A 20,924-nucleotide genomic window follows, 5' to 3' on the forward strand; every position below is an offset into this window, starting at 1 on the left:
GCGGGCTCACCCGTGCACGCCGCCGTATCGGTTCCCGTTGAGCCGGATATGAAGGACGACCAACCGACGGTACGCGCAATCAGATGACACAACTACCGTGCGGCGATCGATTCCGGTTACGCGCACGCAACCGCATGCCATCGCGGCCTTGAACGCCGCGCCGGCAAGCTTACGGGCCGACAGGATCGCGGTGGCGACCGCCACGACGATCCAGATGCGAAACGTCATCGTGGTGAAAAATGCTTCGGGTATGCGCCATGCAAGCAGCGAAACCAGCACGAAACACTGGATGAACATGCCGGCCAGTGCGGCGATCAGCAGGTAGGCGCGCCATCGCTCGATCGTCGAGGGTGCCATCAGGAATGAACCTCCCGTGCGGGCGACACGCATCGACCGTACGCCGATCGAAAGGGTCGCGGATTGGCGGGCAGGTGCATCCGGCTCGTGCCGGACGTGCCTGCGCCGGTTCGGGATCAGGGGAAGCGGAGCACTCCCCGAGAAATGTCGTGGCCGATGGTAGCGGGATTGCCGGCGCCAAACCTTAAGCGTTCTTCAGAATCGCACGGCATTCGAACAGGGTCCGATTACATTCCGTTGCACGGCGCACGCGGTCGGGCTCGTACAATCGCGGATGCCTGCACACGAATCGACCATGCGACTCCTCCTTGTTGAAGACGACGACCTGATCGGCAGCGGCCTCGAGATCAGCCTCGGCCAGGCCGGTTATCACGTCGACTGGTTGCGCGACGGTCACGCAGCCGCCGCGGCGCTCGCGACGACGCGCTTCGCGCTCGTCGTGCTCGATCTCGGCCTGCCCGGCAAATCCGGTACGGAACTGCTGCGCGCGCTGCGCGACGCGGGCGATACGGTGCCCGTGCTGGTGCTGACCGCGCGCGGCACCGTGGCCGACCGCGTCCGCGGCCTCGACGACGGCGCGGACGACTATCTCGCGAAGCCGTTCGAGCTGACGGAAGTGCTCGCCCGCTGCCGCGCGCTCGTGCGACGCTCGCAGGGCCGGGCCGGCGACGAAATCATGTGGCGCGACATCACGATCGACCTGGCCGCGCATACCGTGACGCGCGATGCGTCGCGCATCGCGCTCACGTCGCGCGAGTGGGCGATCCTCGTTCAGCTCGTCAGCCACCCAGGCATGCCGCAGTCGCGCGCGCGCCTCGAGGACAGCCTGTACGGCTGGCAGGAAGGCATCGAAAGCAACGCGATCGAGGTCCATGTTTCGAACCTGCGCAAGAAGCTCGGCGCGGAACTGATCCGCACCGTCCGCGGCATCGGCTACGTCGTCGACCTCCCATGATCGCCCGCTCGATACGACACCGCGTGTCGCTGATGGCGATCGGCTGCGTGACCGTCGTCTGGCTCGTCGCCGTGTTCGGCAGCATCCACTACGCGACGCGCGAGATCGGCGAATGGGAGGATGCCCGCCTCGCCGAAACCGCGTCGCTGCTGGTCAACCTCGCACCGGTCGACCTCGAGCGCCTTGCCCGCGTGCCGCCCGACGCGCGGGTCGAACTCGCGTTCGACGCGTCGCGACGCGGGTCCGACAACGACGGCGACCGCCTGCCGCGCGACGTGCTGTTCGACGTGCGCGACGCGCAAGGCACCGTCGTTGCATCGAGCCTCCCCGCTGCCGCTGCCCGGTTGCCCGATGCGCGTGACCTGCGTGGCGCGCCGCAGACGATCGTCATCGGCGACGCACAGTGGCGCACTTACGCGCTGCGCGACAACGCGTCGGGGCGCCGCGTGCGCGTGATGGAGACCGTCAATACGCGCAGCGATCTGGCGACGGGCATCGCACGCGGCATCGTCCTGCCGCTGATCGTCGCGCTACCCGTGCTCGCGCTGCTGCTCTGGGTCACGATCGGACGCAGTCTCGCGCCGTTGAAGACACTCTCCACGCTGATCGGCGCGCGCGATGCGCGATCGCTCGAACCGCTCGGCATCGCGACCGTCCCGGACGAAGTGCGCACGCTGGTCGACGCGATCGACCGCCTGCTGGCGAGGCTGCGGCAATCGATTGTGCGCGAGCGCGCGTTCACGTCCGACGCCGCGCACGAACTGAAGACGCCGCTCGCCGCGATCAAGGTGCAGGCGCAGGTGGCGATCGCGACCGACGATCCGGCGGGCAAGCAGCTGGCGATGCAGCGCGTCGTGCAAGGCGTCGACCGCAGCGCGCGGCTCGCCGAACAGTTGCTGCTGCTCGCGCGGCTCGATGAGTACGAACGCATTCCGACGCGCGCGGTCGTCGTGCGCGAACTCGTCGATGCGGCCATCGACCGCCATCTGGCGAAGGCCGCCGACAAGGACATCGCCATCGTGGCCGGCGACCGCTCCGCACGCGCGATCGACGCCGATCCGATCCTGATCGGCATCCTGCTCGACAATCTCGTCGACAACGCCGTCAAGTACGGCCGCCGCGGCGGGCGCATCGAGCTCGGCGTGCACGACGAGGGCGCACTGCAACGCATCGTCGTGCGCGACGACGGGCCCGGCGTCGCGCCCGGCGAGCACGAACGGCTCGGCGACCGCTTCTATCGCGGCAGCGGCGCGCAGTCGCCCGGCAGCGGGCTCGGGTTGTCGATCGTCACACGCATCGCGCAGTATTTCGGCGGCAGCGTGCGGTTCGCGTCCGGTATCGGCGGCCGGGGGCTCGGCGTGGCCATCACGCTGCCGTCGGCGGATACCGGTGGATCGATGCCGCGCGCTTAACGTTTCGTTAAGGATTCGACCGTAGAATCCGCCCGAACCCTGTCACCCCCCCGTCTCCCGCCAGGAGTCTTCATGTCCGCGCCCGCCCGTTATGACGCCGTCGCCCGTTTCCTTCACTGGCTGATCGTGGCGCTGGTCGTCGCGCAATATGCGATCGGCTGGACGATGCCCGACGTGCATCGCGACACGCAACCGGTCGGCCTGATCGCCGCGCACCTGCTCGTCGGCACGGCGCTGCTCGCGGCGATGGCGTGCCGCGTGCTGTGGCGCGCGACGCATCGCCCGCCTGCCAGCGACCTGTCGCCCGCGATGCGTGCGCTGTCGGGCATCACGCATGGCGCACTCTACGTGCTGCTGATCGTCGTGCCGCTGCTCGGCTGGATCAACGCGTCGTCGCGCGCATGGGCCGTGACGCTGGTCGGTGTCATTCCGCTGCCGGCGCTGTCGGCGGCCGGCTCCGGATTCGGTCACGCGATGGGCGACGTGCACGGCATCCTCGCGTGGGTCCTGTTCGCCGGCATCTGCCTGCACGTGGCGGCCGCGCTGTTGCACCGCTTCGTGCTGCGCGACCAGGTCGTGCAGCGCATGATGCCGTGGTGAACGACGTCCCGGCTCAGCGCGCCCGGTTGACGAGCTGATCGCGACGCCGCGCGAAGCGGCGTGCAATGAGCGGCATCGCAGCCCGCGCCCTTCGGCCACGGCGCGTGGCGCGAAGGGCATGCGGTTTGTGCCGTCCCGCGAACACGACGGCCAGACTTCACACACGATCATGTCGGCACCTAGTTGCTGGTTTGCGCCGGCATGCCGGGCGCCGGCGCATGCGCGGCCGACGCCGCCATCCGCGCACGATCCTGCTCGGCGAGCTTCGCTTGCGCGGCCTGGATGTCCGCCGGATACTCGCCGTCGTCGCCCTTCGCCGGGTCGTACCCGGCCGCTTCCAGACGCATCAGTTCGTCGCGAACCTGCGCGCGCGTCAGCGGCGCAGCCGATTGCGCGAATGCCGACTGACCGACGATCGCTGCGACCATCGTCAGTAGTGCGATATATGTTTTCATCATGAACTCCTTCAATCCTGTGTATCGATCAACCGTGGGGAATGCGTGACCTGCGGATGCAGGCGGGTGCGTCAGCTGCCGAAATAGATCGCACAGAAACTCGCGGGGCCGACGCATGCGGCAGCGCGCGGATGCGGCGACATCGTCGCCGGCTTGCCTGCTTCGGACGACACGGCCGGATCGCCGCCGACCGCCGTGCTCGCCTGGCGCTGCGGCATCTGTTCGGCCTGCTGCCGGAACAGCGGGCTCACGTCCGGATACGACGTATCGGTCACGAAGCGCAGCCCGTTGTTTTCCGCGTCGATCAGTTGTTGCGTGACCTGCGCGCGCGTCAGCGCCTGTGCCGACGCTTGCGTCGCGACACCCGCGACAGACATCGCCGCCACCGTGGCGGCCACCAGCCAATGCGTATTCATGTTCTACTCCTTAAGAAGTCAACGAGACGATGTGCTACACCCGTATGACGACGGAGGGACTGTGTTTATTCCCGGCCTGTCGATCTGCGCGTGCCGGGCGTTCATAAAACTGTCATTCATTCGTCAGCCGGCGTAACCTGACGTAACGCAGCGCCCGTTGCGGTTCGGGCAGACTGACGTCACCTCATAGGGATCGCGATCCGATCGACCATGTCCGTCGCTTACGACTATGCAGCCGGCCTGCTTCGCACGCTGTACGACCGCCATATCGATGGCGGCGCCGTGCTCGACACGGCCGCGTTCCCGGACGCCGAGCGTTTCGTGCGCGCCTGGCCCGCGATCCGGGCCGAAGCACTCGCCGTCGCCCGCGACATGCCGCGCATCCCGCGCTTCCACGAAATCATGCGCGAGCAGTACGACATCTCGGCCAACGACGCACGCGACTGGCGGATGTTCATCATGCAGGCGTACGGCCAGCGATTCCCGCGCAACCTGTCGCGCTGCCCGACTGTCGCGTCGCTCGTCGCGGCATCGCCGGACGTGCTGTCCGCGTCGTTGTCCTTTCTCGCGCCCGGCAAGCACATCCCGCCGCATCGCGGGCCGTTTCGCGGCATCCTGCGCGGGTATCTCGTGCTGTCGATGCCGAAGCGCGCGGACGGCACGCCGGCCGCCGTGCTGAAGATCGACGGCCGCGAATACCGGCTCGACGAAGGCCGCTTCCTGCTGTGGGACGACACGTTCATGCACGAGGTGTGGAACGACAGCGACGCCGTGAGGATCGTGCTGCTGCTCGATATCCGCCGGCGCGGCATGCCGCGTCCGCTCACCTGGCTGTCGAATGCGGTGATCGGCGTCGTGCGGCTCGGGATCCGGTTCCGCGGGCGGTCGATTCCGGTCTAGCGCGCCGGCGCGGCGCCATCCCGGCTTCCGGCTTCCGGCTTCCGGCTTCCAGCGAATCGCCTACACTACAGACCGTCCCTTCCGCGCGGCTCCTGCCAGCCACCGCCATGGCGCATCTCTTCTTCGCCGCGTCGATCCAGCGGCATATCGAAACGCCCGAGCGCGATATCGACGCGCACACGGTCGGTGAAGCATTCGACACCGTTTTCAGCGAGCAGCCGCGGCTGCGCGGCTACATCCTCGACGACCAGGGCGCGCTGCGAAAGCACCTGTCGGTGTTCGTCGACGGCCAGCCGATCCGCGACCGGCAGCACCTGTCCGATGCGCTCGGCGATGCCAGCCGCGTGTACGTCGTCCAGGCGCTGACGGGCGGATAAAGGGACGGATGCATCGACCCGGACCCGGCGCCCGAATGCCGAGCCGGCCCCTCAGGAGACTCGCACATGAACGATCGACTGCTCGTCGCCACCCGCAAGGGCCTGTTCATCCTGCAACCCGACGGCCGCGGCGGCTGGACGCTGGGCGACCCGCATTTCATCGGCGAGCCCGTCAGCATGGCGCTCGCCGACCCGCGCGACGGCACGCTGTATGCGGCGCTCAACCTCGGCCATTTCGGCGTGAAGCTGCATCGCCAGCGCGCCGGCGCGACCGACTGGGAAGAATGCGCGGTCCCTGTCTACCCGCCGCAACCGGCCGACGCGGCGCCCGCCAGCGCCGGTGCGCATGCCGGCACCGGCGACACGGACGACGCGCCGCCCGGCGCACCGCAGCCGCCGTGGACGCTGCAGCAGATCTGGTCGCTCGAAGCCGGCGGCGCCGACGAGCCGGGCGTGCTGTGGGCCGGCACGATTCCCGGCGGACTGTTCCGCTCCGACGACCACGGCGACTCGTGGGTGCTCAACCGCGTGCTGTGGGATCGCCCCGAGCGCGCCGAATGGGGCGGCGGCGGATACGATGCGCCGGGCATCCATTCGGTGATGGTCGATCCGCGCGACAGCCGGCACGTGACGGTCGGCATCTCGTGCGGCGGCGTCTGGCAGACCGCCGACGGCGGCGCGACCTGGCGCGTGACCGCGGAGGGCATGGAAGCCGACTACATGCCGCCCGAGCGGCGCGGCGAGCCCAACATGCAGGATCCGCACCGCGTCGTGCAGTGCGCGGCCAACCCGGACGTGCTGTGGACGCAGCATCACTGCGCGATCTTCCGCACGACCGACGGCGCCGAGCACTGGCGGCGGATCGAAGCACAACCGTCGAGCTTCGGTTTCGCGGTGGCCGTGCATCCGCACGAACCGGATACCGCGTGGTTCGTGCCGGCCGTGAAGGACGCGTGCCGGATTCCGGTGAACGGCCGGTTCGTCGTCACGCGCACGCGCGACGGCGGTCGCAGTTTCGAGAGCCTGTCGAACGGATTGCCGGCCGCGCCGGCATACGACCTCGTGTACCGGCACGGGCTCGCGGTGGACGATTCCGGCACGCGCCTCGCGATGGCGTCGACGACCGGCGGGCTATGGACCTCCGCCGATGGCGGCGACAACTGGCAACAGGTATCGGCGCACTTGCCGCCGGTCTATTGCGTCAGCTTCGGGTAGCGGGCCGATGTGCGTCCCGTTTCGGGACTGCTCAAGGAAATGCACGGAACGATCGCTCGTTCGTACGGAAACCGCACCCCGATCGCGTGCCCGAATCGCTTAAACTGCACGCCCGGTCTCCCATCGCCCTCTCGCCATGCGCCTTCTCCTGTCGTCTCCCCGCGCGGACGCTGCACCGAGCAGCTTGCACGCGCTGCTTGTGGTCACGGTACTCGTCGCCTCCGCCACCGCGCATGGCGCAGGGCCGCTCAACACGGCCGAGGATCCCTGCGGCAAGGTCGACACCGGTTACACACTCGACGACAGCATCCGCGGCGGGTTCGGCTCGACCCAACTGGTAACCGCCTGCATCGACGTGCTGCGCGGGCAGCCCGACGGCCCACGGCGCCTGCGCATCTTCGTCGGCGGCAAGCGCGTGCTCACGAACGACGCGATCGCGATGGGGCCGAACGACGGCGGCGTAATGGGCGATCCGTACCAGCCGCTCGACATCAGCCATGGTTCACTGCTCGTGCGAAATTACGGCGGCAGTTCGATGCGCTGGGGCGAAACTTGGCGCGTGACGACCCGCAACGGCCAATGGATCGTCGCGGGATGGGACGAGGACAGCTGGAACTTCCGCTGGGATGGCGGCGGCAGCAGCGAATCCCATACGAGCGTCAATGCGTTGACGGGAGACGTACACGACAGCTACGCGCCGCTGCCTGGTGACGAAGCGCCCACGAAACGCACAGCCCGCCGCACCTGCAAGTTGCCCGATGCATGGCGCAGCCCGGCTGTCGCACAGATCGCGGCAATACGCGACCGAAGCTGGCATTGCGACGCGAAGCTCGCGAAGCCGATACGAATCGAGAAATGACTGGGGCCGCATCCGCCCGCGCGTGATAAGCGGTGCGGCCATGCGTTCCCGCTCAGCCCGCTCCTCCCATCCGCGCGACCGCCGCGCGCGTCTGCGCGATTTCCGCTTCGAGCCAGTCGAGAAACCGCCTGACCTGCGGCTCACGCTCGCGCCCCGGCCGGCACAGCGCGACGAAGCGCGCACCGTCGAGCCGCACCGTGGGCTCGATCGGCATCAACGCGCCGCGCTCGACATGCTCGGCGGCCAGCACCGAGCTGAGCAGCGCGATACCCTGCCCGTGCAGCACGGCCTGTACCGCGTAATGCTCGTCGTCGTAATGACGAAACACCGCGCGGTCGAGCCACGCTTCGCGCCCCGCCGCACGACACCATGACGCCCAGTCGACCGACACGGGCAGCGGCGTATCCCACACGGTCTCGATCAGGTCGAGCGGCGCGTCCGTGCGATGCGCGTCGAAGCCTGCCGCCGCATACGCGCCGAAATACTCGTCGATCAACGCAATCTCGTGCAGCGCCGGAAACGTGCGCGACGTCGCGCGAATCGCGAGGTCGATGCGTGCATCGCGTTCGAGATCGACGAGCATGTTGCCGGTTTCGACCTTGATGTGCAGATGCGGATCGACGCGTCGAAACGCACCGAGACGCGGAATCAGCCACATCGCGGCAAAGGCGGGCGTGGTGGTCAGCACGAGCGTGCGCTCGCCGGAGGTGTCCGGCCGCACCGCGTCCAGTCCCCGACTCAACGCAAGCAACGCATCGTGGCTCGTGCGAAACAGGCGCGCTCCGTCGTCCGTGAGCCGCACGCCGCTCGCGCCGCGCTCGAACAGCAGCACGCCGAGCCGGCTTTCGAGCGACTTGATCTGGTGCGACACGGCGGCCGGCGTCACGGACAGTTCGTCCGCGGCGGCCTTGAACGTGCCGAGCCGCGCCGACGCTTCGAATACACGCAACGCGGTCAGGGGAATTTTCGAGAACACGGGGCCTCGCGGGCCGGAAGCGGCCGGGTTGAATTCGATTCAATCGGGGTGAGATTAGGTGAATTGAAGCGCGCGTGCAACGTGGATAGCCTTGCGGAACGTTGCGGCACGGCGCCGCGGCGGGTGCCGTCGAACCGGAGGAACAACGTGCAAGGCCTACCGCGCAGGATCACGCAGGCGGTACTCTACGAAGCGATCGCCATCTCCTGCATCTCGCCCGCGATCGCGGCGATCTTCAAGCGGGATCTCGTCTATTCGGGAGCGCTGTCGGCGACGATGTCGGCGATCGCGCTGCTGTGGAACATGATCTTCAACGCGCTGTTCGAGCGCTGGGAAGCGTCGCGCCGGCAGCCGACGCGTACGCTCGGGCGGCGGATCCTGCATGCGACCGGATTCGAGGGCGGGCTGATTTTCATTCTGGTGCCGGTCGTGTCGTGGTGGCTCGACATCTCGTGGTTCGACGCGTTCGTCGTCGATATCGGGCTGTTCGCGTTTTTCTTCTGTTACGCGTTCGTGTTCCAGTGGGCGTTCGATCGCGTGTTCGACGTGCCGGCAGCGACGAAGGAGTCGTGAGGCGGGCGCGTGGTACTCATCCAGCGAGGCGGGCAGAGTCAGATCCGGTCGAAGTTGAACGGCGTCACGCCTGGCAAACCATCGACCCGCCGCACGTCGACGCCGCACCAGGTGCCGATCATGCCGGCCATGCGGCGCGCTTGCTCGCCGTCGTTGATCCGCCCCATCAGGTCGACCGGCGGGCGATCGCGAAACACGAGCACGAGCTGCGCCAGATCGCTCTGGATCTTCACCAGCGAACCGCCCACGACCGCGCCGTCGATACTCTTCCGGCCGCCGACCAGCAGGTGCTCCAGCTCGCGGCACGCGTAGGTATTCAGCACCGGCTTGCGCAGCAGGCGCGTGGTGCGAATATCGATCCAGCGCTCTTCGTCGCGCCAGCAGAAACGCGCTTCGTGCAGTGGGCCTGCAAACCAGCGTGCGCGCATCAGCTTGCGGCCGATCCAGATCAACAGCACGCCCACGCCGACGACGAACACTCCGAACACGCCGAGCCCGAGCCATTCGTACCACGCATGCAATTCATTACCGGTGACGCTCCCGGCAAGCAGCGGTACGCCAGTCATGCAGGCCAGTCCCAACGCACTCAGCCCGAAGCCGAACGACCACCACACGAAGTGACCCATGCGCATGCGCCGCGGCGCCAGGATCAGGTCCCGGCCGTCGGGCACGCACGCATAGCCGGCCTCGAATACCCACCGGTCCGGCGTCAACGGCCAGATCATCATGCAGATCAAGCCCAGTGCGCCCAGCGCGACCGTGGCCCAACCCAGGATTGCTTCGACGAGAGGCGGCATAGGCATACCCGATTGCGATCCACTGCGCTGCGCGAAACGGACGTATGGTCCGGGTCGGTCGTCGCGATTCTGTCCGATCCCTTTTCGCGCGGCAAGCGGACGCGGCTGCGCGAAGTGTGCCTGAAACGCCGTTTACGCCCCGCCCGCGATTTTCGGCAGCTGCCAGCCGAAGCGCACCGCCGCCATCCGCAGCGCAAAGCAGGCGATGCCGCCGAGCACGGCCGCGATGACCGGCGGACAACCGAGCCGCCGGCACGAAACGACGACGACCGCGCCGAGCAGCGCCGCGCTCGCGTAAATGTCCGTGACCAGCACGACCGGTATCCGCGCGAGCAGCACGTCGCGCACGACGCCGCCGCAGCAGCCGGTCACGGCGCCCATCAGCGTTGCAATGAACGGGTGGACGCGGAACTCGAGCGCCTTCACCGCGCCCGCGACCGCGAACAACGCGAGGCCGGCCGCATCGAGCGTCGTGAGCATCGACGGCGAGAACGCGGCCACCCGCGCATGAAAGACGAACGCGAACAGCCCGGACGCGAACGCGAGCGCCGGATAGCGCCAGTCGCTCACGGCGCTGGGCGGCCGCGCGCCGATCAGCAGATCGCGGATCACGCCGCCGCCGAGCGCGACGACGAGCGACAGCACCATCACGCCGAACAGGTCGAGCCCGGCGCCGATCGCCGCATTGGCACCCTCGACCGCGAACACCGCCGTGCCCGCGAGATCGGCGGCGAGCACCACTTGCTCGATGCGCTTCATGCGCGTGAATGGCCGCAGTGCGGCATCGTCCGGCTGCAGCCTGCGTCGCGACAAGCCGACGCACCATTCGGCCTCGGCCGCCTGCCGGCCACCTGCCGCCATCCGGATACCTCAAGCGCACTGCGTATCATTGCCGTCTCCTCGATCGGGATCGAGCAGTCTAGCGCATCGTCCACCGACTGACGGGCCGAACCTGAAGCTGGAAGCAAAAGGCCGGTGGAAGCAGGATGCGCACCCTGCTTCCACCGGCCCGGAAATCACGTCAGGCTTGCGGTCGAAGCCGCGAAGCCCGCCGCGTTACGCTCAATGCACGCCGAGGTACGCCTTCACAGCCGGCAGACCCGGCTTGCCGTCGAGCGTCGTCACGCCGGCGAGCCACTTGTCGAGCGCCTGCGGGTTCGCCTTCAGCCAGTCGGCCGCCGCCTTGTTCGGGTCTTGCTTGTTCATGATCGGCAACATCACGTGGTTCTCGATCGTCGTCGTGAACTGCAGGTTCGACACGAACTTCGCGACGTTCGGGCAGCGCTGCGAATAGTCGGGCGGCGTGGCCGTCAGCACCTTCGCTTCGCCGTAGTTCGGACCGAACACGTCGTCGCCGCCGGTCAGGTAATCGATCTTCATCTGGACGTTCATCGGATGCGGCTCCCACCCGAGAAAGACAATCCACTGCTTGTCGCGCGCCGCGCGATTCACCTCGACCAGCATCCCGGCCTCGCTCGACTCGACCAGCTTGAACTTGCCGAGGCCGAACTGGTTGCCGTCGATCATCTTCTTGATCAGCGCGTTGCCGTCGTTGCCCGGCTCGATCCCGTAGATCTTGCCGTTCAGCTTGTCCGCGTACTTCTGGATGTCCGCGAACGACTTCAGGCCGCCCTGGTACACGTAGTCGGGCACCGCGAGCGTGTATTTCGCGCCGGTCAGGTTGGGCGTCGCGAGCACCTTGATCGTGCCGGCCTTCGTGAACGGCTGGATGATCGGGTCCATCGTCGGCGACCAGTAGCCGAGGAACACGTCGATCTGCTTGCTCTTGATCCCGGCGAACGTGATCGGCACCGAGGCGATCGTCTTCGTCGGGTTGTAGCCGAGGCCCTGCAGCATCGTCGACGCAAGGCCCGTGGTCGCCGCGATGTCGGACCAGCCGACATCCGCGAAGCGCACGTTCTTGCATACGGGCGGATCGGCCGCATACACGGCCGACATCGGCGCGGTTATCCCGACCCCGCACACCGCTGCGATCAATAGGCGCTTCATCTTTCTTCTCCTCAAAGTGATGTCGTTTGCTTGAATGCGGGACCGTTTATTGAAGCCGCGCGCCACGATCCCGGCGACGTCGCGGACCGAATCATCTTCTCGTTCAGCGCCCCGGCAACCGGCGCTCGTAGCTCGGCGCATGGCCGAACTGCGCGCGGTAGGCCTTGCTGAAATGACACGGCGAATGAAAGCCGCAGACCGTCGTCACGCGCGCGATCGACGCGTCGGTCGTGCGCAGCAGGTCGCGCGCGCGTTTCAGGCGCAGCGTCAGGTAATAGTGGGTCGGCGACACGTTCAGATACACCTTGAACATTCGCTGCAGGTGCCGCTGCGACAATCGCACGAGCCGCGCGAGTTCCTCGAGCGACAGCGGCTCCTCGATGTTCGCCTCCATCAGCCGCACGACCTCGATCAGCTCGGCGCGCGAGAAGCCGACGCGCGCATCGACCGGAATCGGCTGCGTGTCGGTCGAGCTGCGGATGCGCTCCAGGATGAACTGTTCGGACACCTGCGCGGCCAGCTGCTGGCCGAAGCGCATGCCGACGAGGTTCAGCATCAGGTCGAGCGGCGCGGTGCCGCCGGTACAGGTCAGCCGGTCGCGGTCGACGACGAACAGCTCGTCGGCGAAGCCGACCTGCGGAAACTCGGCATGCAGCGAGGACAGGTTCTCCCAGTGCACGGTGCAGCGATAGCCGTCGAGCAGCCCGCTCGACATCAGCGCGTACGCACCCGTGCAGATGCCGCCGAGCGGCAGCCCGCGTTCGGCGAGCGCCGCGAGCGTATCGCGCGCGCCTTCGTCGACCACGTCGCGGATGCGGATGCCGCCGCACACGATCATCACGTCGGGCAGGTTCTCGTAGTCGAGCGCCTGCGTGGGCCGCACCGCGATGCCGTTGCTGGCATGCGCGGGCGCGCCGTCGAGCGAGTAGATCGACCACTTGTAATGGTCGGCACGCCCGACGTAGTTCGCCATCCGAAGCACCTCGACCGCGCTCGAGAACGCGATCATCGAGAAGTTCGGCAGCGTCAGGAAGCCGAAATGGGCAAGGGACGAAACCGGTGAAACGCAGGCGGCGGGCGCAACAGCGACGGCGGACGTCACATCGGTCTCCTAGGGTCTGTTTCCAGATGGAACGCACATGCGTTGCCACGAGAACGGCCGCTCGCGAGGCGCGCGACGCCGCGAATACTTGGCGTATCGCCAAGGAGCGCAACGCGGCGAGCGGCCGTTCTCGTGGCAACCCCAAACTTGAAATTTATTCCACGGGAATGCCCGAAATCGCCCGCATGGCGGCGTCGCTCGTCGCTTGTTTGGCCCGGCCAAACGGCGCTCCTCACTTCTTGCCCTGCGAGCGATTTCGGGCATTCGCATGTGCGTTCCATCTGGAAACAGACCCTAGAGGAGGTTGCAGGGGGCCAACCCCGCGGCCGAGGCCGCGGAAGTCGTTATCCATTCAGGGTGAGCGGCCGGAGCGTATTCCCGGCCACCGGCGCTCAGGCCTGTGCGGGTGCGGCCTTCACGCGAAAGAGCTGCTTGAGACCGGCGAACAGCGGCGCCTTCACGGTGCCCGGCGCGCGGCCGAAGCTTTCGGTGATACGGTCGAGAATGATCGCGAGCAGCACGACCGACAGACCGCTTTCGAAACCGAGGCCGATGTCGAGTCGCTGGATACTCGCGAGCACGTCGTTGCCGAGACCGCCCGCGCCGACCATCGACGCGATGATCACCATCGACAGCGCCATCATGATCGTCTGGTTCACGCCCTGCATGATCGACGGCAGCGCATTCGGGAACTGCACCTTGTACAGCAGCTGCCACGGCGTGCAGCCGAACGCCTGGCCGGCTTCGACGATCTCGCGGTTCACGTGGCGGATGCCGAGGCTCGTCAGGCGCACGGCCGGCGGCATCGCGAAGATCACCGTCGACAGGATCCCCGGCACGCGGCCGAGACCGAACAGCATCGCGGCCGGAATCAGGTAGACGAAGGCCGGCATCGTCTGCATCAGGTCGAGGATCGGACGCACGATCGCGGCGACCCACTTGCTCTTCGCAGCCCAGATGCCGAGCGGAATGCCGAGCACGAGGCTGATGATCGTCGACGACAACGTGAGGCCGAGCGTGATGACGGTCTGATCCCAGAAGCCCGTCGCGAAGATCAGCAGCAGCGACGCGGTGGTGAACAGCGCGAAGCGCCAGCCCACCCGCCATAGCCCGACGCCGATGAAGATCGCCATCATCAGCCACATCGGGATTGCCTGCAGGCCATGCTCGACGAATGCGGCGAGCCCTTCGATCGCCTGACCGATCGCGTCGAACGTCTTCGCGTCATGGTCGAGCAGGTAGTGAACGGACTGGTCGACCCAGCTACCGAGCGGAATCATTTCAGACATGGGAGCCTCGCGAACGCGTGATGGCCTTCAGGATGAGCGCACGATCGACCGAGCCGCAGTAGCAGCCGTCGTCGTCGACGACGGGCAGTGCATTCGGGCTCGCGACCACACGCGCGACGACATGTTCGAGCGACGCGTCGCGCCGGATGCTTTCGATCGGCCGCACCGACGGCGTGTCCTGACCGATCGCCTCGCGCGTGACGAAGCCGCGGATCTTGCGCTGGGCGTCGAGCACGAACGCGTATTCGGCACTGCCGTTCAGCGTCGCCGCGACGTTCGCGGCGTCGCACTTCGACACGATCGGCACCGCACCCGTCTGCATCAGGTCGCCGGCCGTGAGGTAGCGGCTGGTGTCGATGCCGTCGAAGAACGCACGCACGTAGTCGTCGGCCGGGTTCGCGATGATGTCCTGCGGCGTGCCGACCTGCACGAGGCGACCGCCTTCCATGATCGCGATGCGGTTGCCGATGCGCAGCGCCTCCTCCAGATCGTGCGACACGAACATGATCGTGCGGCGCTGTTCCTTCTGCAGTTGCAGCAGCACATCCTGCATTTCGCGGCGCTTGAGCGGATCGAGTGCGGAGAACGCCTCGTCCATGATCATCAGCGACGGATTCACGGCCAGCGCGCGGGCGAGGCCGACGCGCTGCTGCATGCCGCCCGACAGCTCCGACGGCAGCTTGTGCGAGAACGGTGCGAGGCCGACCTGCTCGAGCACTTCCATCGCACGGCGCTCGCGTTCCTTCTTGCCCATGCCCGCGACTTCGAGGCCGAACGCGGCGTTCGACACGACGCTGCGATGCGGCATCAGCGCGAACGACTGGAACACCATGCTCATGTCCTTGCGGCGCAGCGCGGTCAGCGCCGAGCGGCGTGCCGACGCGACGTCGAGCCCGTCGATCATCACCTTGCCGGCGCTCGGATCGACCAGCCGGTTCACGAGGCGGATCAGCGTGGACTTGCCGGAGCCGGACAGGCCCATCAGCACAAAAATTTCGCCTTCCTGCACATCGAAGGAGACGTTGTGCACGCCGACGACCTGACCGGTGCGCTTGAGCACATCGTCTTTCGTCGCGCCGGCGGCGAGCATGTCGAGCGCCTGCTGCGGGTTGCTTCCAAACACCTTGCACAGACCTTCGACCACGACCTTGGGGGCATCCATCGAAACCTTCTCCTCGTGTAGCGGGGACTCGCGCTTGTCATAGCGTGCCTACATAGTTGCCAGAAAAAACCCCGACCTGCCGACGAATTACGACAAACGCTTGCGCAAATACGACACGGCCTCCAGCCCCGCCTGGCGGGCCGCGCCACGCGGCGGCACCCGATTGCGGCGGCGCAATACGCGCACACCCAGCAACGGCGGGCATCGCGCGTCCGACTTGTGCGCAGCAGCGCGGCGCGCATCGCATGAGATTTTGCGCCAAAGCGTGTCGGCCGCACGTCGCTTTGCGACAAATCCACGTCCGATCCGGCGGCCGTCTGTTCAGACGAAAGCGCTCGTCGCATTCACCGGTAAAAAGCATGACCGTGCAAAAAACCGTTCGGCGACACCGGACGGCGCACGCCGCGGTACCGCGCCAACCGCGGAAATCCGCGACAGGCCGCTGTGATACATTCCCCGCAAACACGCTGATCGCGACGTTGCCGCAGGGTCCATCCATGCCGCACGCGCATGCCGGTTCGCCTGCCGGCCGTGCTGAAACCGCCTCGATCCGGTGCGATCCGCGATCGATGGACGATAACGATAGTGAGAGGGAGCAAGGCGTTGAACTGGGCATTCGCCGTAATCGGTTTCGTCGTGGGCGGCATCGCCGCCCTGATCGGGGATTTCTCGGCCGCGAGCGGCTCGCTGCTCGGGGCTGCCGTCGGGTTCTGCATCGGTCACGCGCTGCAGCAGCACAAGCTCAAGAACAAGCCTGCCGCGCCCGATGCATTCGCGATGTCCGCGACACCGTCGCCCGCGCCGTTGCCGCTCGCCGATCGCGTCGCGCGCCTCGAAGCAACCGTCGACACGCTCACGCGCGAACTCGACGCGTTGCGCGCCCAGTTGGCCGGCGCGAAGGCCGGTGCGGCCACCGCCGGCAGCATCGCGCCAACGGCGTCGCCCGTCCCGACACCGCCCGTACAACCTGCACAACCCGCCGTCGTACGGGCAGGCACACCCGCCTCCATCTCGGTACCGGCACCTGCCGCGACGCCCGCGCCGGCAACCGCAGCGCGCCCGGCCGCACCCGCGCCTGCTCCCGCCAATACCATGGCAAGCCCGCCTGCCGCACCGGCCCGCCCTGCCCCGCCCGTGCCGCGCGAACCCGGCATCGTCGACCGTGCATTCGGCGCCGCGCGCGACTGGCTGCTCGGCGGCAACACGGTCGTGCGCGTCGGGATCATCGTGCTGTTCTTCGGCGTCGCGTTCCTGCTCAAGTACGCGGCCGACAACAACATGCTGCCGATCGAATTCCGCCTCGCGGGCACGGCGCTCGCCGCGGCCGCGCTGCTCGCGATCGGCTGGCGCGTGCGTGCGCGCCGCGCGGCGTACGGTCTCGTGCTGCAGGGCGGCGGCATCGGCATCCTGTACCTGACGATCTTCGCCGCGACCAAGCTCTACGCGCTGCTGCCCGTCGGCGCCGCGTTCCCGCTGATGGTCGCGGTCTGCGCGCTGAGCGCGTTCCTCGCGGTGCGGCAGAACGCACTGCCGCTCGCGTTCATGGGCAGTGCGGGCGGCTTCCTCGCACCGGTGCTGTTGTCGACCGGCCAGGGCAATCACGTGGCGCTGTTCAGCTACTACGCATTGCTGAATGCAGGCATCTTCGCGATCGCGTGGTTCAAGGCGTGGCGCCCGCTGAACCTGCTCGGCTTCGTGTTCACGTTCACGATCGGCTCGGCGTGGGGCGTGACGGCCTATCGTCCCGCGCTGTTCGCGAGCACCGAACCGTTCCTGATCCTGTTCTTCCTGATGTACGTCGGCATCGCACTGCTGTATGCGGTGAAACGCGAACTCACGCTGCGGCACTACGTGGACGGCACGCTCGTGTTCGGCACGCCGATCGTCGCGACCGCGCTGCAGGCATCGCTCGTGAAGGGCATGCCGTTCGGGCTCGCGTGGAGCGCCGTCGCGCTGTCCGCGTTCTACGTCGCGGTGGCGGCATGGCTCGCACGGCGCCGCGACCGCCTCGGGCTGCTGTTCGAATCGATGCTCGCGCTTGCGGTCATCTTTGCGACGCTGGCCGTGCCGCTCGCCTTCTCGGGCCCGACGACCAGCGCCGCATGGGCGATCGAAGGCGCGGCCGTCGTGTGGCTCGGCGTGCGCCAGAAACGCCTGCTGGCGTTCGGCTTCGGTCTGCTGATGCAGGTCGCCGCGGCCGGCGCGTTCTTCACCAGCCTGCTCGGGCCGGCCGATGCCACCACGCTGCCCGTGCTCAACGGCCCTTACATCGCGATGCTGCTGATCGCGCTCGCCGGCCTGTTCACCGGCTGGTGGCTGCACGGACGTGACGAGGCGCGCGCGTGGCATGCATGGATGCCCGAGATCGGCGGCGCGGCCGCCGCGTGGGGGCTGCTGTGGTGGGTCAGCGGCGGGCTGCACGAGATCCTCGTCTATGCGAGCCGTCACGTCGACCTGCATGCCGATCGCTTCGTCGTCGATACGACCGCGCTGTTCGCGGCCGGCACCGCGTGGCTCGCCCATGTCGCGCGCCGCCGGCTCGCGTGGCCGCTCGCCGAATGGCCCGCGCTTGCGCTGACGCCGGTGCTCGCCCTGCTCGCGCTCCGTGCGTTCGACGCACACGAAGCGCCGCTGTCGGGGATGGGTGCGTTCGCGTGGCCCGTCGCCGTCGGCGCAGCGCTCGCGCTGCTGCGGCGCCAGTCGCGCGGCACGGCCGGCGCCGATACCGCGAACGGCACGGTGCCGTCGATCGCGGCCGGCATCATCGCGCCGCTGCATACGCTGACGTTCTGGACCCTGTGCGGGCTGCTGTCGCTCGAAGGCTTCTGGCGCCTGCGCGCGTTCGTCCCCGAAGGCGCATGGAGCTGGAGCGCATGGGCGTACGGCTTCGGCGCACTGCTTCTGCTCGTGTCGGGCCCCGGCTCGCGCCTGCGCTGGCCCGTCGCCGCGTTCCCGCGCGCCTACCAGGTATGGGGCGCGGCGCCGCTCGCCGCGCTGCTATGGCTGTGGAGCCTCGCCAGCACGATCAGCGACGGCAGCGCCGCACCACTCTTCTGGCTGCCGCTGCTCAATCCGCTCGACATCGCGCAATGTCTCGTCTTCGTCGCATTCGCCGTGTGGCTGCGCCGCCTGAAAGCGCTCGGCATCACGTGGCATCCGCGCACCGTCGACTATGCAGCCGTCGCGACCGTGTTCCTGTGGTTCAACGCGCTGATGCTGCGCACGCTGCACCATCGCTTCCACACGGGTTACGACGTCGACACCGTGCTGTCGTCGTTCGGCATCCAGCAGGTGTTCATGGTCGGCTGGAGCCTGTTCGCGTTCGCCGGGATGTGGCTGACGCGCCGCGACGGCATCGCCCGTCTCTGTGCGTTCGCATCGCTGCCGCTGATCGTCGTGATGTGGGTGTGGACCTTCTACGCGAACTTCACGCAGGACGGCGGAAGCTGGGCGCGCGTACCGCTCCTCAACCCGCTCGACCTCGTGCTCGCGGTCGTCTATGCGCTCGCTGTGTCGTGGTTCATCCGCGCGCGCAAGCTCGGCTGGTCGTTCGGCACGTATCGCGTCGAGCTGCTGGGCGCGGCCGGCGCCACCGCGTTCCTGTGGCTGAACGCGATCCTGCTGCGCACGCTGCATCACTGGGCCGGCGTGCCGTACGAGTTGGGCGCGATGGCCGAATCGACGCTCGTGCAGGCATCGGTGTCCGTGTACTGGACGCTCTGCGCGCTCGCGATCACGATCTGGGCCACGCGCCGCGGGCTGCGCCCGCTGTGGTTCGTCGGCGCCGCGCTGCTCGCGCTCACGGTCGTCAAGCTGTTCCTGTTCGACCTGTCGCACGTGACCGGGATCGAGCGCATCGTGTCGTTCATCGGCATCGGCGTGCTGCTGCTGTTGATCGGCTATTTCTCGCCGCTGCCGCCGAAGGCCGCCGCGCAGCAGGACGACCGGCCATGAAGCGACTCGCCGCCCTGCTCGGACTGAGCCTGCTCGCGTCGTTCGCAGCGGCCGACGGCACGCCTGACGCCGGACGCGTCGCGCAACGCTTCGCGCTCGACCTCGACGGCAGCGCCGCGTATTACCAGCTCACCGTGCCGCAGCCCGTGTATGCGGCGAGCCGGCGCGATGATCTCGGCGACGTGCGCATCTTCAACGGCGCGGGCGAACCGGTGCCGTATTCGCTCGACGCCCCCGTGGCGGCCACACCCGAGGTGCCGCCGACGCGCGCGCCGGTGCACTGGTTCCCGCTGCCGCCGGCCCGCGCCGACAACGGCGGCGCGCCGCTCGGCGTGACGGTCGGCCCGGACGGCGCGCTACGCGCGGCGAGCGCCGCACCGGCGCGCACGAAGCATGGCGCCGATCTCGTCGACCTGTCGCATACGGACGGCACCCTCGACGCGCTGCTCGTGCACGTGGGCGACGACAGCTACCAGGGGCGCGTCGCGATCGAAGCAAGCGACGACCTGCGCAGCTGGCGGTCGCTCGGCAGCACGCAGTTGCTGAAGGTCGGCCACGGCGACGACATGCTGGTGCAGGAACGCATCGCGCTCGACGGCGCCGCACCCCGCTACCTGCGGCTGGACTGGCTCGACGGCGCGCCTGCGATCGCGTCGATCGACGTCGAGACGCATCCGCGCGACGCGCGCGGGACCGACGCCGCGTCCGTGCCGCGCCAGTGGCGCGACGCCGTGCGCGTGCGTGCCGGCAGTACGACGGGCGAGTATCTGTTCGACACCGACGGCGCGTATCCGGTCGATCGCGTGCGCATCGACCTGCCGCAGCCGAACACCGTCGCGCGCGCGACGCTGCAGAGCCGCGCCGATGCACAGGCGCCGTGGCGCGACGTCGCGGGCGCCGTGCTGTTCCGGCTGCAGGGCAAGGCCGGCGAGCAGCGCAATCCGCCGCTCGAATTCGCGGCGAACACGGATCGTACGTGGCGGATCGTCGTCGACATGCGCAACGGCGGGTTCGGCGGCGGTCAGCCGGCCGTCGCGATCGGCTGGCATCCGGCCGCGCTGACCTTCGTCGCGCGCGGCACGCCGCCGTTCACGCTCGGGGTCGGCGATGCGTCGCTCGTGTCGTCAGCCGTGAGCCGCGATGCGCTGCTGGTCGGCATGGCGCCCGAAGTGCGGCCCGCCCGCGTCGGCGCGGCGCTGCCGGCATCGGCGGTCGCGCCGGTGCCGGTAGCCGACACGGACGCGCCACGCCGCTACGTGCTGTGGGGCGCGCTGGTCGTCGCGGTCGGTGTGCTCGGCACGATCGCTTGGCGGCTCGCGAAGGGCGGCGGCGACACGCGCGGCCGCGACGAGTGACGCAACGCGCGTCGTCGCACGCGAGGTTTCCGTTTCCACGCAACCATCTTGTGAAGGCGCGCGTGAAGATCGCGGCAAAGGATCGCGCCAGCGCATAAAAAGCGCGTAAACGTCCGTTCGCCGCGACGCGGCGGGGGTGTCTCGAGGGCCGTACACGAGC

General features: G+C 68.2%; 19 protein-coding genes and 1 pseudogene. 10 read left to right on the plus strand and 10 right to left on the minus strand.

Annotated features, from left to right (window positions below; translation table 11 throughout):
- Nucleotides 1–6: 6 nt before the first annotated feature.
- Entirely contained in the window at nt 7–357 is a 351-nt protein-coding gene (locus U5798_RS33205) for a hypothetical protein (protein WP_124456456.1), read from the minus strand.
- 295 nt (nt 358–652) lie between these two features.
- Between U5798_RS33205 and U5798_RS33210 the strand changes: the two genes are divergently transcribed.
- From U5798_RS33210 to U5798_RS33220, 3 genes are all read left to right on the plus strand, one after another.
- Nucleotides 653–1,312 carry a response regulator gene (locus tag U5798_RS33210; RefSeq protein WP_322084474.1) on the plus strand — a complete coding sequence of 220 codons (660 nt, stop codon included), beginning with the start codon at nt 653–655 and terminating at the stop codon, nt 1,310–1,312.
- Nucleotides 1,309–2,724, plus strand: coding sequence for an ATP-binding protein (locus U5798_RS33215; RefSeq protein WP_322084475.1), 1,416 nt, complete (start codon nt 1,309–1,311; stop codon nt 2,722–2,724). Before U5798_RS33210 ends, U5798_RS33215 begins: the two co-directional genes overlap by 4 nt.
- A 72-nt stretch (nt 2,725–2,796) precedes the next feature.
- Nucleotides 2,797–3,324 (plus strand): cytochrome b, encoded by a 528-nt coding sequence (locus U5798_RS33220; RefSeq protein ID WP_124456458.1) that lies wholly within the window; start codon nt 2,797–2,799, stop codon nt 3,322–3,324.
- Between the two features lie 179 nt (nt 3,325–3,503).
- Here U5798_RS33220 and U5798_RS33225 read toward each other — a convergent pair whose 3' ends face one another.
- The gene (locus tag U5798_RS33225; RefSeq protein WP_322084476.1) at nt 3,504–3,779 is read right to left on the minus strand and encodes a DUF4148 domain-containing protein; all 276 of its coding nucleotides are present in this window, start codon (nt 3,777–3,779) and stop codon (nt 3,504–3,506) included.
- 71 nt (nt 3,780–3,850) lie between these two features.
- A complete protein-coding gene (locus U5798_RS33230) occupies nt 3,851–4,195 on the minus strand; it encodes a DUF4148 domain-containing protein (RefSeq protein ID WP_322084477.1) in 345 nt (114 codons plus the stop codon).
- Between the two features lie 210 nt (nt 4,196–4,405).
- Here U5798_RS33230 and U5798_RS33235 point away from each other — a divergent pair, with 210 nt between their 5' ends.
- The 4 genes from U5798_RS33235 (at nt 4,406) to U5798_RS33250 (ending at nt 7,546) form a co-directional block, all read left to right on the plus strand.
- On the plus strand, nt 4,406–5,095 hold the full coding sequence (locus U5798_RS33235) for an aspartyl/asparaginyl beta-hydroxylase domain-containing protein (RefSeq protein WP_124456461.1): 690 nt from the start codon (nt 4,406–4,408) through the stop codon (nt 5,093–5,095).
- 107 nt (nt 5,096–5,202) lie between these two features.
- On the plus strand, nt 5,203–5,472 hold the full coding sequence (locus tag U5798_RS33240; protein WP_124456462.1) for a MoaD/ThiS family protein: 270 nt from the start codon (nt 5,203–5,205) through the stop codon (nt 5,470–5,472).
- Nucleotides 5,473–5,538: 66 nt separating this feature from the next.
- Nucleotides 5,539–6,687 (plus strand): exo-alpha-sialidase, encoded by a 1,149-nt coding sequence (locus U5798_RS33245; protein WP_322084478.1) that lies wholly within the window; start codon nt 5,539–5,541, stop codon nt 6,685–6,687.
- A gap of 184 nt (nt 6,688–6,871) precedes the next feature.
- Nucleotides 6,872–7,546, plus strand: a complete 675-nt coding sequence (locus U5798_RS33250; protein ID WP_124456464.1) for a hypothetical protein — start codon at nt 6,872–6,874, stop codon at nt 7,544–7,546.
- Nucleotides 7,547–7,598: 52 nt separating this feature from the next.
- Here the strand turns inward: U5798_RS33250 and U5798_RS33255 are convergent, their stop codons facing one another.
- Nucleotides 7,599–8,522, minus strand: coding sequence for a LysR substrate-binding domain-containing protein (locus U5798_RS33255; protein ID WP_322084479.1), 924 nt, complete (start codon nt 8,520–8,522; stop codon nt 7,599–7,601).
- A gap of 147 nt (nt 8,523–8,669) precedes the next feature.
- Between U5798_RS33255 and U5798_RS33260 the strand changes: the two genes are divergently transcribed.
- Nucleotides 8,670–9,095, plus strand: a complete 426-nt coding sequence (locus U5798_RS33260) for a PACE efflux transporter (protein ID WP_322084480.1) — start codon at nt 8,670–8,672, stop codon at nt 9,093–9,095.
- A gap of 38 nt (nt 9,096–9,133) precedes the next feature.
- On the opposite strand, the gene U5798_RS33265 is transcribed toward U5798_RS33260, so the two are convergent.
- The 6 genes and pseudogenes from U5798_RS33265 to U5798_RS33290 form a co-directional block, all read right to left on the minus strand.
- Nucleotides 9,134–9,898, minus strand: coding sequence for a hypothetical protein (locus U5798_RS33265; protein WP_322084481.1), 765 nt, complete (start codon nt 9,896–9,898; stop codon nt 9,134–9,136).
- Nucleotides 9,899–10,024: 126 nt separating this feature from the next.
- The gene (locus tag U5798_RS33270) at nt 10,025–10,651 is read right to left on the minus strand and encodes a trimeric intracellular cation channel family protein (RefSeq protein WP_322084485.1); all 627 of its coding nucleotides are present in this window, start codon (nt 10,649–10,651) and stop codon (nt 10,025–10,027) included.
- A gap of 303 nt (nt 10,652–10,954) precedes the next feature.
- A complete protein-coding gene (locus U5798_RS33275; RefSeq protein WP_124456468.1) occupies nt 10,955–11,902 on the minus strand; it encodes a choline ABC transporter substrate-binding protein in 948 nt (315 codons plus the stop codon).
- A 103-nt stretch (nt 11,903–12,005) separates the two neighbouring features.
- Complete coding sequence (locus U5798_RS33280; protein ID WP_124456469.1) at nt 12,006–13,004, minus strand: GlxA family transcriptional regulator; 999 nt, start codon at nt 13,002–13,004, stop codon at nt 12,006–12,008.
- Nucleotides 13,005–13,396: 392 nt separating this feature from the next.
- Nucleotides 13,397–14,293, minus strand: a complete 897-nt coding sequence (choW, locus tag U5798_RS33285) for a choline ABC transporter permease subunit (protein ID WP_124456470.1) — start codon at nt 14,291–14,293, stop codon at nt 13,397–13,399.
- A pseudogene (locus tag U5798_RS33290) lies at nt 14,286–15,587 on the minus strand (quaternary amine ABC transporter ATP-binding protein); the annotation flags it as partial. The pseudogene U5798_RS33290 and the gene choW, both read right to left, overlap by 8 nt.
- Before the next feature lie 471 nt (nt 15,588–16,058).
- On the opposite strand from U5798_RS33290, the gene U5798_RS33300 reads away from it, so the two are divergent.
- Together U5798_RS33300 and U5798_RS33305 are read left to right on the plus strand one after the other, a co-directional pair.
- The gene (locus tag U5798_RS33300) at nt 16,059–19,409 is read left to right on the plus strand and encodes a DUF2339 domain-containing protein (protein WP_322084482.1); all 3,351 of its coding nucleotides are present in this window, start codon (nt 16,059–16,061) and stop codon (nt 19,407–19,409) included.
- Nucleotides 19,406–20,764: a DUF3999 domain-containing protein gene (locus U5798_RS33305; RefSeq protein ID WP_322084483.1), complete on the plus strand. Its 1,359-nt coding sequence runs from the start codon at nt 19,406–19,408 to the stop codon at nt 20,762–20,764. The genes U5798_RS33300 and U5798_RS33305 overlap by 4 nt, the downstream gene beginning before the upstream one ends.
- The last annotated feature ends 160 nt before the right edge of the window (nt 20,765–20,924 follow it).

Source organism: Burkholderia sp. BCC1972 (assembly GCF_905339605.1).
GTDB lineage: Bacteria > Pseudomonadota > Gammaproteobacteria > Burkholderiales > Burkholderiaceae > Burkholderia.

Coding starts and splice junctions, on each gene's coding strand:
- U5798_RS33230 (WP_322084477.1), bottom strand. CDS start 4,195: ATGAATACGCATTGGCTGGTGGCCGCCACGGTGGCGGCGATGTCTGTC.
- U5798_RS33220 (WP_124456458.1), top strand. CDS start 2,797: ATGTCCGCGCCCGCCCGTTATGACGCCGTCGCCCGTTTCCTTCACTGG.
- U5798_RS33210 (WP_322084474.1), top strand. CDS start 653: ATGCGACTCCTCCTTGTTGAAGACGACGACCTGATCGGCAGCGGCCTC.
- U5798_RS33235 (WP_124456461.1), top strand. CDS start 4,406: ATGTCCGTCGCTTACGACTATGCAGCCGGCCTGCTTCGCACGCTGTAC.
- U5798_RS33240 (WP_124456462.1), top strand. CDS start 5,203: ATGGCGCATCTCTTCTTCGCCGCGTCGATCCAGCGGCATATCGAAACG.
- U5798_RS33225 (WP_322084476.1), bottom strand. CDS start 3,779: ATGAAAACATATATCGCACTACTGACGATGGTCGCAGCGATCGTCGGT.
- U5798_RS33305 (WP_322084483.1), top strand. CDS start 19,406: ATGAAGCGACTCGCCGCCCTGCTCGGACTGAGCCTGCTCGCGTCGTTC.
- choW (WP_124456470.1), bottom strand. CDS start 14,293: ATGTCTGAAATGATTCCGCTCGGTAGCTGGGTCGACCAGTCCGTTCAC.
- U5798_RS33270 (WP_322084485.1), bottom strand. CDS start 10,651: ATGAAGCGCATCGAGCAAGTGGTGCTCGCCGCCGATCTCGCGGGCACG.
- U5798_RS33245 (WP_322084478.1), top strand. CDS start 5,539: ATGAACGATCGACTGCTCGTCGCCACCCGCAAGGGCCTGTTCATCCTG.
- U5798_RS33215 (WP_322084475.1), top strand. CDS start 1,309: ATGATCGCCCGCTCGATACGACACCGCGTGTCGCTGATGGCGATCGGC.
- U5798_RS33275 (WP_124456468.1), bottom strand. CDS start 11,902: ATGAAGCGCCTATTGATCGCAGCGGTGTGCGGGGTCGGGATAACCGCG.
- U5798_RS33205 (WP_124456456.1), bottom strand. CDS start 357: ATGGCACCCTCGACGATCGAGCGATGGCGCGCCTACCTGCTGATCGCC.
- U5798_RS33265 (WP_322084481.1), bottom strand. CDS start 9,898: ATGCCTATGCCGCCTCTCGTCGAAGCAATCCTGGGTTGGGCCACGGTC.